Source organism: Nocardia sp. NPDC101769 (assembly GCF_044766925.1).
Classification (GTDB): Bacteria; Actinomycetota; Actinomycetes; order Mycobacteriales; family Mycobacteriaceae; genus Nocardia.
On sequence record NZ_JBIWMX010000001.1, the window covers coordinates 161,041 to 177,732 of the forward strand.

The following is a 16,692-nucleotide window of genomic DNA, read 5'->3' on the forward strand; positions in this document are numbered from 1 at the left end:
AACCCGCGTGAGGCCGCCGACCCCGGTAGCCTCGCGTCGGTATCGCAGCTTCGGGGAGAGGTAGTGCCTGTGAGTTCGTCGGATCGTCCGGCCGGTATGGACCGTCGTCGTTTTCTGATCGCGCTCGGTCTCGCGCCGGCCGTCGCCACGCTGGCGGCGTGCGGCAGCGATACGAAGAACACGGTCACCTCGACCCAGCTCACCGGCCCCGACATGTCCGGGTCGGATGCGGCGGTACGTCCGCAGGACGACCTGTACCGGTTCGTCAACGGCAAGTGGCTGCAGGAGTATCAGCTGCCGGCGGACAAGGTGTCGTTCGGGACCTTCGACGATGTCGCGGATCGGGTCGAGGGCCAGCTGCGCGAGATCATCGAGGGCATCAAGGATCCCAAGGCCGACACACCCGAGCAGCAGATCCGCGATCTGTACGACGCCCGGATGGATGTCGACACCATCGAGAAGCTGGGCCTCGCGCCGCTCGCCGACCTGTTCGCCGACATCGACAAGGCGGCGGGCAAGCCGGAGCTGGCCAAGGTGATGGGCGCGCTGCCGATCGGCGGGCTGATCGGGCTGGGCGTCTCGGTGGACCGGAAGAACTCCAGTGCGTACATCGCCTCGGTCGGTCAGTCCGGAATCGGCTTGAGCGAGCAGTACTACCGCAAGCCCGAATACGCCGACAAGCTGGCCGGATACAAGACCTACCTGGAGAAGATCGCGACCGGCGCCGGATTCCCGGATCCGGTGGCCATGGCGGACCGGGTACTGGATCTGGAGACGCGGATCGCGGCCGGATTCTGGGACAACATCAAACTTCACGACACCAAGGCCAGCTACAACAAGATGTCGTGGACCGACATGGTGGCGCTGGCGCCGCAATTCGATTGGGACCCCTGGCTTTCCGGGAACACCGATCGGCCCAAGAGCCTGTTCGCGACGGTGATCGTGGGCGAGCCGTCGTTCCTCACCACGGCCGGGCAGCTGTGGCACGACGTCGATATCGCGGTGTGGCGGGACTACTTGAAGCTGGCGGTGGTGCGGGAGTTCGCGCGTTTCCTGCCGAGGACGCTCTCCGACGCCAACTTCGCATTCTTCGGCACCGTGATGAGCGGGCAGCAGCAGCGGCCGGATCTGTGGAAGTCGGCGGTCGGCACCGTCGACAGCACGGTGGGCGAGCAGCTCGGAAAGCTGTACGTGGCCAAGCATTTCCCGCCCGAGGCCAAGAACCGGGCGATGGACATGGTGGCCGACCTGGTCGCGGCCTACAAGGACAACTTCACCAATTCGACGTGGATGTCGCAGCCCACCCGGGACGCCGCGCTGGTCAAGCTGGGCAAGATGGGTGTGAAGATCGGCTATCCGGACAAGTGGGAGGACTACACCGGGCTGAAGATCACCCGCGGCCAGCTCGTCCAATCCCTGCGCGCCGCCAATGTTTTCGGCGCGAAGAAGATGTTCGACAAGCTGGACAAGCCGGTCGACAAGACTGAATGGGGTATGACGCCACAGACGGTGAACGCCTACTACCAGCCGGTCAACAATGAAATCGTGTTCCCCGCAGCCTTTTTGCAGCCCCCATTCTTCGACCCGAAGGCCGAGGCGGCGGTCAACTACGGCGCGGGCGGCGCGGTCATCGGTCACGAGATCGGCCACGGCTTCGACGATCAGGGCTCCAAGTACGACGCCGACGGCAACCTGAAGGACTGGTGGACCGCCGAGGATCGGGCCAAGTTCGACGACCGCACCAAGAAGCTCGTCGACCAGTACAACGGCCTGGTCCCCGAGGGCCTCGACCCCGCCCACCACGTCGACGGCACCCTCACCCTCAGCGAGAACGTGGCCGACAACCGCGGCCTGCAGATGGCTTTCGCCGCCTACCGCATCAACCAGAAGCGCGCCGGCGTCGAGAATCCCGACTATCAGCCCATGCTCGAATCCTGGGGCCGCAACTGGCGGGCCAAGCAGACCCCGCAGTACACCGAGAATCTGCTCGCCAACGACCCCCACTCCCCCGACGAGTTCCGCGCCAACCAGGTGCTCCGCAACCAGGCCGAGTACCACGCGGCCTTCGCCACCAAGGATGGCGACAAACTTTTCCTGGCCGAGGACCAGCGCGTCACCTTCTGACGCACCCTGATCGCGGCGGGATCCGGCGGTTCAGGCCGGATCCAGCAGTTCCCGGGGTGCGGCCAGCCGCCAGGAGTCGGTCACGATGGCCGTCAGTTCATCGTGGTCGTCCAGGGCCCCGAGTCGCACCCGCACCCACGCGTTCCCGGCCTCGTGCGGGGCGATCCAGAATTTCTCCGGCTCGGCCTGCACCAGTTCGTCCCGATCGACGATGGGACACCGGACCGCCATGGAGGTCTCGTTCTCGGGCAGGGTCAGGAACAGCTTCCCGGCCACCCGGAACGTGGGCATCTGCCATTCGAACTGTTCGGTGGTGCGCGCCAGCGCAAGCGCCACCGCCCGCACCTGATCCCCGGTCGCCGTCATGATCTCGATGCTCCCAGCCGGGTACGACAACTGGGTCAACTACCGAGCAGATACACCTTTTCCGGGGTCACCGAGATCTCGAAAGGTCGCTCCACGACGAGGAGTTCGTCGCCGGTGACACATGGCCCGTCGACGTAGTGCCCGTTCTCGAGATTGAGCACCTGGATGCTGAAGACGGGCCGGAAATCCACAATCCAGTATTGCGGAATCCCGGCGGCGGCATACTCCAGTCGCTTGACCTTCCGGTCATGCCCTTCGCTCCCGCTGCGCCGCGAAACGACTTCCGCGACCAGGTACAGATCGGAAGGATCCAAGTAGAGCGCGTCCGCGTCGGCCAGCTCGCGTTCGGCTGCGCCCTCGAGGATGAAGACATCGGGCTTTCGGATGGCAGTGGGGAATCGGAACTCGTATTCACCACCATCGACGAAGACGTCGGCGCCTGCCCGCTCGGCCGCATCCTCGAAGAGCCGACGCAGCCCCCGACCCATCCGATTGTGACGCCCCGACGGCGACATCTTTTCGATCAACCACCCGTTCCACAGCTCGTAGCCCTTGCCTTCCTCAGGACTGTTGTGCAGATCGTCCGGAGTGTATGGGCCGTGACCGAACGGGGTGCCGTAATCGAGTGCAGCGCTCACAGCTCCTCCTGGGTGTCGCAAGCTGTGTATCTACGTCTGGTGATCCTTGTCCCGGCTCGGAGAGAGATCTCTCGGTTCCTCTCGGCGAGACAGGTGCCAGCATAGCTAGACACCGGACGGGCCCGGTGTCAATCAGTCGTGCGCGGCCTATCCCCGGGGGTGCCGAGGATCATGCTGCCCACATTGCATTCCTCCAGTTCGTCGGCACCGGTGGCGGCGGTGAAGGCGGCGGTGTCGGAGAAGCCCTGGGCGACCGCGCCGAGGCGCATGGCGGTGGCGGTGAGGTAGAGGGTCTGCATGAGGACGCCGACGTGTTTGAGGATATTGGCGTAGGCGACCGACTCGTAGGACCACATGACGCGGCCCGCCCGGGCCGAGATCAACAGCAGCAGTTGGGGTTCCGCGCCATTGGCGAGGGTGGCGGTGGTGGTGCGCAGGAGTCGCTGGACCGCGATGGAATCGGCGGGGGCGACCGGGCGCAGGGCGTGCTCGAAGGAGTCGTAGTGGTACATGCCCGCGGCCAGGCCCTCGACCGTTCGGACCACGGGGTAGAGCTCGAGTTCGTGCACGCTGCCGCCGGAAGGATAAGGGCGGGAAGGGAGTTCGGCACCATCCGGGGTGGTCTCGACCGACCGGGTGCGGGCGCTGCGGTAGAGCAGTTCGGCCAGCTGGGTGCGGGTGATCGGCCGGGCGTCGTCGAAGGAACGGCAGGAGCGGCGGTCCTCGAGGACGGCGGTGAGCGCCGGGTCCGTGGCGCGGAGGGTGCCGAGATCCGGCGCGGGAAGGGCGATCGGGGCGCCGGGATAGGCCGGACGATGCGCCGGGCGTTGCGGGAATTCGTCTTTCGCCCATGCCGTGGGGCCGAAGTTGTCCCAGGTGACGGTGCGGGAACCGAGGGTGCTGCGCCGGTGGAACCAGAGGTCGGGGGCGCTCCAGCTGCGGGTGGTGAAGTCGAGGTCCTCGGCGGCGGGGTCGGCGGTGAAGCCGCCCCAGCGCAGGTCTGCGGCGATGCGGGCCGAAAGGGACTCGGGCAGGCCGAGTTCGGTGGGATCGGCGCCCGCGGCGAGGGCCAGCAGGCGGGGGTCGTGGACGCGGAGGTCGCACCACGAGGTGGGGTGTTCCAGCACCAGGCCGTCCGGATCACGGTGGATGACAGTGAATTTCGACAGGACCGCGCGCGGCCCGTCGCCCGTGCTCGGACGTGCGGGCGGGGTGGTGAAGGGGCGCAGGGTGTAGAGGTCCCGGTCGCCGTCGCGGACGGTGACCTCCAGCCAGCCCGCCCCGGCCAGCCGGTCGAGAAGGGTTGTCACCGAGTCGGATTCGGCCGCGAGCGCGCTCGTCGTCGCCGGACCCTGATTGAGGGTCTTCAGCGCCTGGCTCTGGGCCGGGGTGAGCCCGGCCAGCTTCTCGTTGTGCGGCGGGTTCAACAGGACCGCGGCGCCGGGGACGGTCAGGCAGGTGACGCCGGGGCGGAGGGCGTAGCGGGTGTCGTCGGTGCGGATCATTTGGCGGCGTTGGCGAGAGCCGGTTCGAGCTTGTCGAGCAGGTAGGGCAGGGCCAGCGGGGTGGGCTGGTTGATGGCGCTGATCTCCTGGACCGTGAGGAAGACCGCGGAGTTCTTCTCGACCGAGGGCAGCGCGCCGAATCCCGGCAGGCCGCGGTACTTCTCGTCCATGCCGGGCGAGTAGCCGGCCAGCAGCAGATCGGAGTCGAGTTCGTCGAGGCGTTCGGGCGAGAGGGCCAGGCGGCCGCCGGAGCCGCCCTGGTCCACCAGGTGCTGCGGGATGGTCATGCCGAGCTGGGTGAACAGGCGGCTGGACCCGTCCCCGGGGTCGGTGAGGACCATGAGCTGCGACGGCCCGGCCAGCCAGGAGCTGATGAAGGTCTTGTTCCTCAGGCCCGGATTGCGTTGCGCGATACCGTCGATGCGGCCGTTCAGGTCGGCGATGAGCTTGCCGGCGGCGTCGGTCTTGTGCAGCACCTGGCCGAGTGCGCGCACCTGGTCGGTCCAGGGCGTGACGGACTCCTTGGTGAGCCCGGGCAGGGTGGGCGCGACCTTGGACAGGTCGCCGTAGGTCTTGGCGTCGGCGATGAACGGGTCGGCCAGGATCAGGTCCGGGTTCAGCGCGGCCACCTGTTCGGCGAGGTTGCCGGTGGTCTGCAGCGCGGTGGACTGCGCCAGCGCGGCCGGCTCCCACGGCGGTGCACCCTTGCTGAGCACCGCAATGTTGTCGATGTAGCCGACCGGCGTGACGCCGAGCGCCTGCGCGGCGTCGAGCCACTGATTGCCCAGCGCCACGACGCGGGCCGGGGTCCCGTTCACGGTGGTCTGGCCGAGCGCATGGGCGATGGTGACCGGTTCCCCGCCGCCCGCGGCGGAGTCGCCGGACTTCGATCCGCAGGCCGCGAGCCCGAGGGCAAGCAGGCTCACCACGGCCGCAATGGCGCCTCGCGCGGTGATCGATCGCCCGCTACGCGCGGTGAACGCCGACTTCATCGTGACTCTCCTGTCTGCCGATACCCAGCGGTTGGGCGCGAGCAGTAGGTGAGCCTAGCCTAATTTTTCCACCAGGCGGGGAGCGTTGTCGCCGATTCGATCCCCTAAGAGGTGGCCGATCGTGCCCTCGATCGATTAGGTTAGGGTTGCATAAGTTAAAATCCGGGGGTTTGGAACGATGGAGCGAGCGGTGCCGGAAATCTTGTCCGCGGTCGAACGTCATCGGCTCGTGGACGAATGGGCCAATGGCGTCGAACTGTACGACGTGCCGTCGGTCCCCATGCTCATCGAGTGCGGTCGCCGCGTGCCCTCCCTGCGGACCGCCGTGCGCTGCGGCGATCACATTCTCACCTATGCCGAACTCTTCGAACGCCTCGACGGCGGCGTGACCGGGACCGCCGGGCCCACGCTCGACGATCTCGCCCGCGTGCTGTGCGATATCGCCGCAGCCGCCGAGCTCGGCGCGGTACTGGCCGAACTGGGGCCGCACGGCACCGGCATGAAGCCGGTCGCGGTGGCCGCGGCCGCCGACGATCGCCGCGCGGTTGCCGCGGATCAGCGCTCCTGCCCGATCGACCGGGCCTACGGCTCGCCGGATGTGCGGTTGCTGGCCACCCGCTGGGATACCACCGCCGCGGCGGTGGAACTGCTGGCCACGCTGGCCGACGGCGCGACCCTGGTGCTGTCCACCGCCGTCCAGCGCACGGACGCGGCCGCCCTGGCCGAGCTGATCGCCCTGACCGCCTCGACCCATGTGGTGGCCGACGCCGGGACTCTCGCGAACCTGGCCTTCCTGCCCTCCCCCGCGCTGCCGACCGTGCGCCGCTGGGATGTGTTCGGAAACGACTGCCCGGCAGCCCTTTCCGCCCTGCTGCGCGAACTCGCCCCCGGGTCGTGCGCCGGATTCGCCTACACCACTCCGGAGTACGCGGGCGTCGCGGCGCGCGGACCGCTGGACGGCTCCGGCCGGGTGCGGCCGATTCCGGGCGCGCGGCTGCTGGTGCTGGACGAATCGCTGCGGCTGGTGCCGCCGGGACGCTCCGGCCGGGTGTACGTGGGTGGTTCCGCACTGGCGCTGGAATTGGACGGTGCCGCCGAGGGTTTCGTGGACGACCCCTTCGTGCCGGGCGGCCGGCTGGTGCACACCGACACGCACGGCGGCTGGACCGCCGATGGCTGGCTGCTGCTGGATATGATCGAATCCGTTTCTCCCGCAGCGCCTTCGGCGACCGAGCCGATCCCCGCGCCGGGTCGGGACGACGCCTCCGGCTACGCCGCCGCCTGACCGCCCAGCTCGTATCCTCGGCCGACCGCGCGGCTTCTCCTGCGGTGGGCTGATCGGCGAACTTCTCCCGCGGTACCGGCCGCCGCCACTCTCCTGCGGCGGACGGCCCCTACCGCCTGGTGGTCAGGACAGGGCGACTGCCAGGGCAGCCAGGCTGCGCTGCCAGAGTTCGATCAGATGATGGGCTTCCGCTTCGCTGAACAGGGTTTCGCTCCAGCGCCAATTGGTGGTGAGCTGCGGGCCCTCCGGGGCCGAGCCGATGCCCGCGATGACATCCAGTGCGTAGCGCAGGGGTAGGTCGGGTTCCGGGTCCAGGGGCAGTGCCTCGTTGAGCGGGCCGGTGAGCAGGGACCAGGATCGGGTGTCGTGGCCGCCGAGGTCGACTCGGCCGAGGTAGTTGAACTCGATCTGGGGGTGCCGCGCGGTGGCCAGCTCCGGGACGCGGGTGGTGTAGCGGAGCAGGCCGTAGTCCAAGCCCTGGTTGGGGGTGGCGGACAGGTGCGCGGTCACCGACTCCAGGAGGGCACGGGCCGCGGCCGGATCCTGTTCCGCCCGTTCGGCATCCACGGTCCGGCCCGCACCGAGGCGGATCGGGAACACGGTGGTGAACCAGCCGAGGGTGTTGCTGGTGTCGGTGCCGAGCAGGTCGTCGGCGCGGCCGTGGCCCTCCAGGGCGAGGAGGGCGCCGTGGGCGGGATCCTGGGCGCGCTCGCGCCGCCAGCTCGCCAGGGTGATGGTGAGGGCGGTGAGGAGCAGTTCGCGCACACCCTCGTCGCGGGTGAGCGTGGCGAGCAGGCGGGCGGTGACCTCGACCGGGGTCAGCGCGGTGGCGACGCGCAGAGAGGACCAGGTGTCGGTGTGCGGGTACGGGATGCGGCGGCCGATGGCGGGGTCGGGTGCAGCGAGCTGGTCGCGCCAATAGTCATGCTGCGCGCGGACTTCCGCGGACCCGGCCCGCTCCGCCATGCGGCGCGAGAATTCGCGGTACGAGGTGGATTCGGGGAGGGCGGCGCCCTCGTTCAGGGCGGCGATGAGCAGGTGCCAGGAGACCACGTCCACCGCCAGGTGGTGGATGGCGAGCAGCAGGACATTGCCGCGCTCGATGCCGGAGAACCAGACGGCCCGCACCATATCGCCGGTACGCGGGTCGATCTGGTCCATGACCGTCCGGGCGGCGGCGTGGACGGCGGCGGTGTCGGCGGGATCGGCTGTGTGCGTGAGGATATCGGCCGCGCGGACGGTGCCCGGCGCGGCGGTGACCAGCCGCGGGCCGTCGTCGGTGTCGACGAGGCGCGCGCGCAGAGTGTCGTAGCCGTCGAGGACGGCCTGCAGCGATGCCTCGACGGTGTCGCGGTCGATGCCCTCGGGCAGCCGGAGCAGCGCGGTCTGGGTGAAACGGCGGTAGTTACCGTACTCGTTCATCCACGAGACGACCGGAAGCGGCTGCACCGCACCGTGATCCGCAACGGGCATGGGGTTGGTCGAGTCCGCGGCGTCGAGGGCGGCGGCGAGTTCGCGCAGGGTCGGGGTGGCCAGGACCATGCGCGGGGTGAGGGTGAGGCCGCGGCGGCGGGCCTTGTTGACCAGGGAGATGGCGACGATGCTGTCCACGCCGAGGGCGAAGAAGTCGTCGTCGAGGCCGGGGGTGCGGCCGCCGAAGAGTTCGGCGAGGACCTCGGCGAGTTCCTTCTCGGTGGCGGTGCTGGGCGCGGCGCCCGATCCGGTATCGGCGAGGGCCGCTTCGGCGAGCCGCGTCAGCTCGGGGCCGTCGAGTTTGCCGTTGGCGTTCACCGGCAGCCGCGGCAGGGCGAGCACGCGGGCCGGAATCATGTAGGCGGGCAGGCGTTCCGCGAGCGCGGCGCGGGCGCGCGCGGGGTCGACGGGCTCGCCCCGCTCCCCCACGGCGAAACCGACCAGACTCGCCCCGCCCGCGCGGCGTACCACGGTGACGGCGGCGGTGTCCACGCCGGGCAGTCGCCGCAGGGCGGTCTCGATCTCGCCGATCTCGACGCGGTAGCCGCGCACCTTCACCTGCGCGTCGGCGCGGCCCAGGTAGCCGAAGCCGCCGTGGGGCAGGCGGCGAACCAGATCGCCGGTGCGGTACATGCGGCGGCCGGGCCGGAAGGGGTCGGCGACGAAACGGTCGGATGTGGTTGCGGCACGGCCGATATAGCCGCGAGCCAGCTGCGGCCCGGACAGGTACAGCTCGCCTACGACGCCGCCGGGTACCGGGCGCAGCCTGGAATCCAGGACATAGCCGGACATTCCGGCGTTCGGCGTGCCTATGGTCGGGATGTCGAAGTCCGCGACCGGGGCCACCACGGCCTCGACGGTGGTCTCGGTGGGTCCGTAGCAGTTGTAGACCGCGGTGCCGGACCGGCCTTCGGACGGGGCCAGCGCGCGCAGCCGCGCCCACAGCGCGGCGTCGATGGCCTCACCGCCCAGCGCCAGCACGGGCAGCTCGCGGTCCACCAGTCCGGCGGCGTTGAGCTGCGCGAACATCGACGGGGTGGTGTCGATCAAGTCGATGTCGTGGGCGATCATGCCCGCGCACAAGCGCTGCGCGTCACGCATTTCCGTGGCGTCGAACAGGTGGATTGTCTGCCCCGCGAGCAGGCCCACCATGGGCTGCCAGGAGGCGTCGAAGCTCAGCGACCAGGCGTGCGCGATGCGCAGTGGCCGGCCCAGGCGGGCCGTGGCGGGCCGATAGACCCGGTCGCGGTGGTCGGCGAAGTACGCCGTGAGCGCGGCGTTGGTCCCGGCGACGCCCTTGGGTTCGCCCGTCGAGCCGGAGGTGAAGATGAGGTACGCGAGCTGGTCCGGGTGGCGGACGACGCGCGGGAGTACGACGGGGACGGCCGAGGGATGTTCGGCGACAAGGGAATCGCCGAGGAGCAGCACCGGCACCCACTGCTTGCCGACGGCTACGACATCTGCGCCGGACTGCAGGGAACCGGCGGTTTCGAGCAGGTCGCGGGTGGTCTCGTCGGCGACCACCAGCGTCGGTCGCGCCTGCCGGAGGATCGACTCGATGCGTGCGGCGGGCAGCGTGATATCCACCGGCACATAGGCTCCGCCCGCAGCGAAGGCCGCCAGCACTCCGACAATCGATCGCACGGTACGCGGAAGCGCCAGTGCTACAACAGTTTCCGGGACGACACCCTGTGCGGCGAACTCGGCGCCGAGCCGGACCGCCGCGTCATGCAGGGCGCGGTAGGTATACCGGGAGCCGGAGCTGTCCTGGAGTGCAACGGCTTCCGGCGCGGCGGCCACCTGTCGCTCGAACAATTCCCAGACCGAGGCGGCGCCGGCGACCGCGGTCGTGGAACCTTCTGCCATCGCGGCGGGTGGGAAGGGGCTGATCGGCGCTGCGGACATCTCCTGCTCGGACGCGGTGAGCACGCTGAGCGAATCGGTTGTGGCCGTGCCGGTTTCCGGTAGTTGCCGCAACAGCGCGAGTAGCCGCTCGCCCAGCTCTGCGGCCGGGAAGTAGGGCAGCGCGGCGGGCATCACCTCGAGCTGGACCAGCAGCTCGTCGCCGCTCATGTGCGCGACCACCGTGAGCGGGTAGTGCGCGAGGCTTTCCATCTCGATCGGACGGAAGCGGGCGCCGTCCGGGGCGGTGACGGTGCGGATGGCGTCGTCGATGGGGGCGTTCTCGAAGACGAACAGCGTGTCGAAGAGGGTGCCGTGCCCCGCGGCGCGCTGCACGGTCGAGAGGCTCAGGAAGCCGATGTCACGCATGGCGGCGCACTCGCGCTGCAGGCGGGCGCACTGGTCGGCGATCGAGGTGCCGGAGTCCAGTTGGTGGGCGACGGGCACGGTGTTGATGAACAACCCGACCATGCCCTCCACGCCCGGAACCTGGTCGGGCCGACCGGAGATGGTGGTGCCGTACACGATGTCGCGGCGATCGGTGAGCCGCCCGAGCAGCACCGTCCAGGCGAACTGCACGGCGGTGTTGAGGGTCAGCCCGTGCGCACCGGCCCAGGTACGGACCCGGTCGGTGTCGGCAGCGGACAACAGCAGGCGGGTCTTCTCCGGCACGGTGTTCGAGCCGACCGGCGCGCCGTCCGCCAGCATGAGCGGACCGCTCACCCCCGCGAGGTAGTCGACCCAGCGCTGGGTGACGGCGGCGGTGTCCTGGGCGCCCAGCCACGCGATGTAGTCGCGGTAGGGACGCGGTTTCGGCAGTGCCGCAACGGATCCGCCGGACCGGTAGACGGCGAGCAGTTCGGTGAAGAACACCGCCACCGCCCAGCCGTCCATCAGGATGTGGTGGGCGGTGAGGATCATGCGCCGGCTGCCGGTGTCCGGCACGGTGAGCAGCAGGATGCGCAGGGCCGGGCCGCGGCTCAGGTCGAACGGCGCGTGTCGTTCGGCCGCGGCGATGGTGTCGAATTCCGCCGGCCGCGCCTGCTTTTCGATCCAGGGCAGTTCGGCCCGGGCGGGCACGATCTGCACCGGCCACGGCACGTTCTCGTCCCAGAAGGCCGCGCGCAGGTTGGGATGCCGGTCCAGCATGGCCTGCGCGCTGCGCCGCAGCAGCTCGCTGTCCAGCGGTCCGTCGATGTCCACCACGAACTGCATGGTGTACAGGTCGAGGCCGTCGCCGCTGAGCCGCGACAGCGAGAACAGCCCCTCCTGCAGCGGGCTCAGTGCCAGCACGTCCTCGATCTGCGGTGGCGCGGTGCGGCTTCCGGTGGTCATCGGGCCTGCCAGGACGAGGTGAGGGCGGCGAGGGCGGCGGCGTCGAGGCCGGAGGCGCTCATGGGGGCGGATTCCTCCGGTGGGTTCGACTCCGCTTGCGCGGCAGCGGGTTCGGCGGCGTCGACCGCGGCGGCGAGTTCGGCGATGGTGAGGTGCTCGAATACCAGCTGCGGGCTGAGCGGCAGGCCGAGCGCGGTGGCGCGGGCCGACCACTGGATGGAGATGACGCTGTCGCCGCCGAGGGCGAAGAAGTTGTCGGCGGCCTCGACCTCGCTGATGTCCAGCAGCTCTTCGAGTAGTTCGATGAGCGCGCGTTCGGTGCGGGCGTGGTCGCCGGTGGCGGCGGCGCGGGTCGCCGCGGCGGGCGCTGGCGGGGCGAGCAGCCGCTCCAGCCGGTCGACGGGCAGCACCTCGAGCTCGACGACGGTGCGGTCGGGCGCGGTGGCGTACGCCTCCAGGGTGGTGGCCAGCGCGGTCGCGATGTGCTGCACGGTCTCCGGGTCGTACAGGTCGGCATTGGCGACCACGCGCACGGCCAGGCCGCCGTCACCGGTGACGTTCACGGAGACATTGAGGTCCAGGAAGGAGACGTCGAAGTCGACCGGCAGCACGGTGGCGGTGGTGGTGCCCGCCACGGCCAGGGTGCCCGGCGCCCAGTCCGCGCCGCGGAAGTGCAGCATGCTCTGGAACAGCGGGTTCCGGGAGCGTGAGCGTGGCGGGTTGAGCGCCTCCACCAGGCGTTCGATCGGAAGTTCCTGGTGCGCTTGCGCATCCAGGGCCATATCGCGGCCGCGCAGCACGGTGTCGCGCAGGGTCGGGGTGCCCGACAGATCGTTGCGTAGCACCGCCATATTGGCGAACAGGCCGATCAGCGGTGCGGTCGCGTCGTCGACGCGGCAGGCCACCGGCGTGCCGAGGGTGATGTCCGTGCCGCCGCCCAGCTTGTGCAGCAGGGTCGCGACGGCCGCCTCGTACACCATGAATTCCGTTGCGCCGCAGGCTTCGGCGAGCGCGGCCAGTCCGGAGCGCAGGGCGGCGGGCGCGGCGAAGGTGGCGACCTCGCCGCGCTTGCCGAGAACCGCGGGCCGCGGCCGGTCGGGGGCGACATCGATCTGGTCCGGCAGTCCGGCGAGGGCGGCGCGCCAGAAGTCCAGCTGCGCCCGGCCGTAGTCGCCGGCCAGGCCATCCGCGCCGGAAGCGAACGCATCGTGCTGCCACAGCACGTAATCCGGGTACTGCACGGCAAGCGGGCTCCACTGTGGCGACCGCCCCTCGACCCGCGCACGGTAGGCGGCGACCAGGTCCGCGAGCAGGATGCCCAGCGACGCGTGGTCGGCCACGATGTGGTGCACCAGCAGCGACAGCACGTGCGTGCCCGGGTCGAGGACCAGCAGGCGCGCCCGCAGCAGCGGCTCGGATTCGACCGTGAAAGGGTAGCGGCCGATCTCGGCGAGCTCGTCCGCCAACCGGTCGGCAGCGATACCGGTGATCTCGAGCTCGACCTCCCCGGCGGCTCGCACCACCTGGTACGGAACGCCGTCCTGCTCATCGAAACCGGTGCGCAGCGCCTCGTGCCGCGCCACCACATCGGCGAGCGCCGCCCGCAGCGCGGCGATATCGATGCCGCCGTCGAACCGGACGGCGAAGGGCAGATTGCCGACCGCGCTCGGGCCCTCCATGCGGTACTGGAACCACATGGCCAGCTGTGAGTAGGACAGCGGCAGTCGATCCGGACGCGGGCGCGCGGTGACGGCCGGACGCCCGGAAGCCGATGCGGTGACGGCGGTCTCGCCCGTCTCCACGTCGTCGTCCATGGCATCCAGGTCGATGCCGAACTCGTCGCGGAACCGCGCGACCAGACCGGCGGCCAGCCCGGCCGGGGTCGGGGTGTCGAACACGATCCGCACATCCAGCTCCACACCGAATTCGGCGCGGATCTGCGCGACCAGGCGCGCGGCCAGCAGCGAATGCCCGCCCAGCTCGAAGAACGAATCATCCGCGCCCACCGTCGGTATCCCGAACAGCTGGGTGTAGATCGCGCACAGTCGGCGTTCGGTCACGGTGGCGGGCGCGCGGTGCACCCGCTCGATCGCGGGCGTCGGCGCGGGGAGCGCCCGCCTGTCCAGCTTGCCGTTGACGGTCAGCGGAATCTCGTCGATGACGGCGAAAGCGCTGGGCACCATGTACTCCGGGAGCGCGGCGGCGGCGTGGGCGCGCACCTGGTCGACCTCGACCGTCGCACCGGCCGCGGGCACCAGGTAGACGGCGAGCTGTGCGCCCGCGGCCGGATCCTCGGCCACGATCACCACGCAGTGCCCGACGCTCGGGTGTGCGGTCAGCGCCGACTCCACCTCGCCGAGTTCGATGCGGAAGCCGCGCACCTTGACCTGGTCGTCGGCGCGGCCGACGAAGTCCAGTTCCCCGAACTCGTTGCGGCGGGCCAGGTCTCCGGTGCGGTAGAGCCGTGCGCCGGTGGTGAACGGGTCGGCGACGAAGCGGCTCGCGGTGAGCGCGGCCCGGCCGAGGTAACCGCGCGCCAATTGCGCACCGCCCAGGTAGATCTCGCCGACCACCCCGGCGGGCACCAGCTGCAGGGCCTCGTCGAGCACGTAGGCGTGCACGTTCTGATTGGGTACGCCGATGGGCACGATCCCGGTGCCCTGCGGGCCCGCCACCGGCTGATGGGTGGCGCACACCACGGCCTCGGTCGGCCCGTAGTGATTGCGCAGTTCGGCGTCGAAGACGGTGGCGAACCGGTCGGCCACCTCGCCCGGCAGCGCCTCCCCGCCCACCGGGACATGGCGCAGCGCACGCCATTCGCTCACCTCGGGCAGCAGCAGGAAGGTGCCGAGCATGGACGGCACCATGTGCAGCACGGTCACGCCGCGGCGGGTGATCAGATCGGCGACATAGCGGATGTCGCGGAAGGCATCGGGTTTCGGCACGATCAGCCGCGCGCCCAGCGCCAGGGTGACGAAGATGTCCAGCAGGGAGGCGTCGAAGCTCACCGAGGATGATTGCAGCAGCCGGTCGTCGGCGGTCATGCCCCATTCGGCGGTGAAGCTCACCACGTGCTCGGCGATGGCGGCGTGCGAGACCGGGACGCCCTTGGGCTTGCCGGTCGAACCCGAGGTGTAGATGACGTAGGCCAGGTTCGCCGGGAGCAGCGGGCGGACGCGGTCGGTGTCGGCGGGATCGGTGTCCGGCAGGCCGGCGGCGGCCTCCTCGGCGGCGTCGAGTTCGACGCGGCCCAGCACCAGACGCGGGCCCGCGTCGGCGATCAGGTAGTTGATGCGGTCGTCCGGGTAGGCCGGGTCGATGGGCAGGTAGGCCGCGCCCGCCTTGAGCACGCCGTAGACGGCCACGATGAACTCGACCGAGTTGCCCATGCGCAGGGCGACGATGTCCTCAGTGCCGATGCCCTCGCGGATCAGCCAGTGCGCCAGGCGGTTCGCGCGGCGGTTCAGGTCGGCGTAGCTGAGTTCGATGTCGTCGGACACCAGGGCCAGGGTGCCGGGGCCGGCGGCGGCACTGGCCTCGAACAGGTCGACCATGGTGGCCGGGTCGGCCGGCACGTCCGCGCCGCGCGACTGTTCCAGGATGGCGAGGCGGTCGTCCCCGCCCAGCATGTCGAGGTCGGAGAGTCGGCCGCCAGGGGTGCTCAGCGCCCGATCCAGCAGCCGCACATAGTGTTCCAGCATGCGCTGCACCAGCGGCCGCGGCAGCACGTCCACCTGGTACTCGGCCTCGAGCACCGCGCCGTGCGCGCTCTCGGTCACGACCGCGACGGCCAGCGGGACCTGCGCGGTGGGGGCGCCCAGTTCGTCCAGCTGGGTCGAGGTGACGCCGTCCAGCGCGAAACCGTCGGCGCACTTGCGGACGCTGAAACCCAGGCGCACCAGCTGATCCATGCCGTCCCGTCCAGCGACGCGCTCCGGGTTCACCTCGCGCACCACGCGGTCGATGCCGACGGTCCGATGGGCGAAGGCGTCCAGGCAGGTGCGCCTGGTGGCCGCGACCAGGCCGGTGAAAGTCTCGGCGCGGTCGAAGGTTTCGCGCAGCAGCAGGGTGTTGCCGAAGTAGCCGATCAGCTGTTCGGCGGCCGCCGACCGGCGATTGGTGACCGGAATGGAGACCAGGAAATCGTCGGCGGCGGTGTAGCGCTGGATCAGGGCGGCGTAGCCGGCGAGCAGCACCATGAACGGGCTGGCCGCATGCTCGCGGGCGAAGACGTCCACCCGGTTCAGGAGATCGGCGGGCAGCGCGACGGTGCAGCGGTCGGCGCGCTTCGACGGCGCGACCACGGCCGAGCCGGGGAGTTCGAGGGGTTCCGGCAAGGGGCGCAGGGTGTTCCGCCAGTAGGCGATGTCCGCCTCGTCCTCGGCCGGGGCGTCCAGGACCTCGAGATCGACGAACTGCGCGGCCGGGGCTGCGGTCCGGGCTCCGTTGTAGGCGGCATTGAGGTCGGCGAAGAATACGCCCCAGGCGTCATCGTCCCAGCAGCTGTGGTGCGCGGCCAGCAGCAGCACCCACTCCGCTGTTCCCTTGCGCACCAGCGTGATTCGCAGCGGAAGCTCGGTGGCGAGGTCGAAGGGGCGGCCGAATTCCCGGCGGGCCAGCACCTCCACCCGCACCGGGCGGGCGGACTCGGCCAGGTCGGTCAGATCGTGCGATTGCCACGGCAGCGTGATGTCGCCGGCGAACACCTGGAACGGCTCGCCGTCCGCGTCCACACCGAAGGTGGTGCGCAGTACGTCGTGCCGGGCGAACACCGCCGCCACCGCGGCCCGCAGGCGCTGCTCGTCGAGCGCGCCGGTGAGCCGGTACGCCACACAGATATTCAGTGTGGTGTCCTCGGGGTCGCGCGTCTGCAGGAACCACATGCGGCGCTGCCCGGCCGACAGCGGACGCCGCTCGCCGGCCCGGGTGCGGCGCACCGGTGCGGCGGTGGCGGCGGCCAGGCCCTGCTCGGCGAGCCTGCGCCGCAGCAGTTCCCGGCGGCGGTCGGCGACGGAGGTTCCGGCCACGGACACGGTGGCATCGGTGTCTGACATGAAATCTGGCCCCTAGCC

At 70.3% G+C, this 16,692-nt stretch carries 8 protein-coding genes; 2 read left to right on the plus strand and 6 right to left on the minus strand.

Features of this window, described 5'->3' with window-relative positions; translation table 11 throughout:
- The first annotated feature begins 69 nt into the window (after nt 1–69).
- Nucleotides 70–2,124 carry a M13 family metallopeptidase gene (locus ACIRRA_RS00605; RefSeq protein ID WP_402761185.1) on the plus strand — a complete coding sequence of 685 codons (2,055 nt, stop codon included), beginning with the start codon at nt 70–72 and terminating at the stop codon, nt 2,122–2,124.
- A 30-nt stretch (nt 2,125–2,154) separates the two neighbouring features.
- Here the strand turns inward: ACIRRA_RS00605 and ACIRRA_RS00610 are convergent, their stop codons facing one another.
- The 4 genes from ACIRRA_RS00610 to ACIRRA_RS00625 form a co-directional block, all read right to left on the minus strand.
- The gene (locus ACIRRA_RS00610; RefSeq protein ID WP_402761188.1) at nt 2,155–2,490 is read right to left on the minus strand and encodes an MmcQ/YjbR family DNA-binding protein; all 336 of its coding nucleotides are present in this window, start codon (nt 2,488–2,490) and stop codon (nt 2,155–2,157) included.
- Nucleotides 2,491–2,525: 35 nt separating this feature from the next.
- On the minus strand, nt 2,526–3,128 hold the full coding sequence (locus ACIRRA_RS00615; protein ID WP_402761191.1) for a Uma2 family endonuclease: 603 nt from the start codon (nt 3,126–3,128) through the stop codon (nt 2,526–2,528).
- 128 nt (nt 3,129–3,256) lie between these two features.
- The gene (locus tag ACIRRA_RS00620) at nt 3,257–4,633 is read right to left on the minus strand and encodes a SagB family peptide dehydrogenase (protein ID WP_402761194.1); all 1,377 of its coding nucleotides are present in this window, start codon (nt 4,631–4,633) and stop codon (nt 3,257–3,259) included.
- The gene (locus tag ACIRRA_RS00625) at nt 4,630–5,625 is read right to left on the minus strand and encodes an ABC transporter substrate-binding protein (RefSeq protein WP_402761197.1); all 996 of its coding nucleotides are present in this window, start codon (nt 5,623–5,625) and stop codon (nt 4,630–4,632) included. The genes ACIRRA_RS00620 and ACIRRA_RS00625 overlap by 4 nt, the downstream gene beginning before the upstream one ends.
- Nucleotides 5,626–5,815: 190 nt before the next feature.
- On the opposite strand from ACIRRA_RS00625, the gene ACIRRA_RS00630 reads away from it, so the two are divergent.
- On the plus strand, nt 5,816–6,910 hold the full coding sequence (locus ACIRRA_RS00630; protein ID WP_402761200.1) for an AMP-binding protein: 1,095 nt from the start codon (nt 5,816–5,818) through the stop codon (nt 6,908–6,910).
- A 123-nt stretch (nt 6,911–7,033) separates the two neighbouring features.
- Here ACIRRA_RS00630 and ACIRRA_RS00635 read toward each other — a convergent pair whose 3' ends face one another.
- Both ACIRRA_RS00635 and ACIRRA_RS00640 read right to left on the minus strand, forming a co-directional pair.
- The gene (locus ACIRRA_RS00635; RefSeq protein WP_402761203.1) at nt 7,034–11,620 is read right to left on the minus strand and encodes an amino acid adenylation domain-containing protein; all 4,587 of its coding nucleotides are present in this window, start codon (nt 11,618–11,620) and stop codon (nt 7,034–7,036) included.
- Nucleotides 11,617–16,674, minus strand: coding sequence for an amino acid adenylation domain-containing protein (locus ACIRRA_RS00640; protein ID WP_402761206.1), 5,058 nt, complete (start codon nt 16,672–16,674; stop codon nt 11,617–11,619). Before ACIRRA_RS00640 ends, ACIRRA_RS00635 begins: the two co-directional genes overlap by 4 nt.
- Between the last annotated feature and the right edge of the window lie 18 nt (nt 16,675–16,692).

Coding starts and splice junctions, on each gene's coding strand:
- ACIRRA_RS00610 (WP_402761188.1), bottom strand. CDS start 2,490: ATGACGGCGACCGGGGATCAGGTGCGGGCGGTGGCGCTTGCGCTGGCG.
- ACIRRA_RS00620 (WP_402761194.1), bottom strand. CDS start 4,633: ATGATCCGCACCGACGACACCCGCTACGCCCTCCGCCCCGGCGTCACC.
- ACIRRA_RS00625 (WP_402761197.1), bottom strand. CDS start 5,625: ATGAAGTCGGCGTTCACCGCGCGTAGCGGGCGATCGATCACCGCGCGA.
- ACIRRA_RS00635 (WP_402761203.1), bottom strand. CDS start 11,620: ATGACCACCGGAAGCCGCACCGCGCCACCGCAGATCGAGGACGTGCTG.
- ACIRRA_RS00640 (WP_402761206.1), bottom strand. CDS start 16,674: ATGTCAGACACCGATGCCACCGTGTCCGTGGCCGGAACCTCCGTCGCC.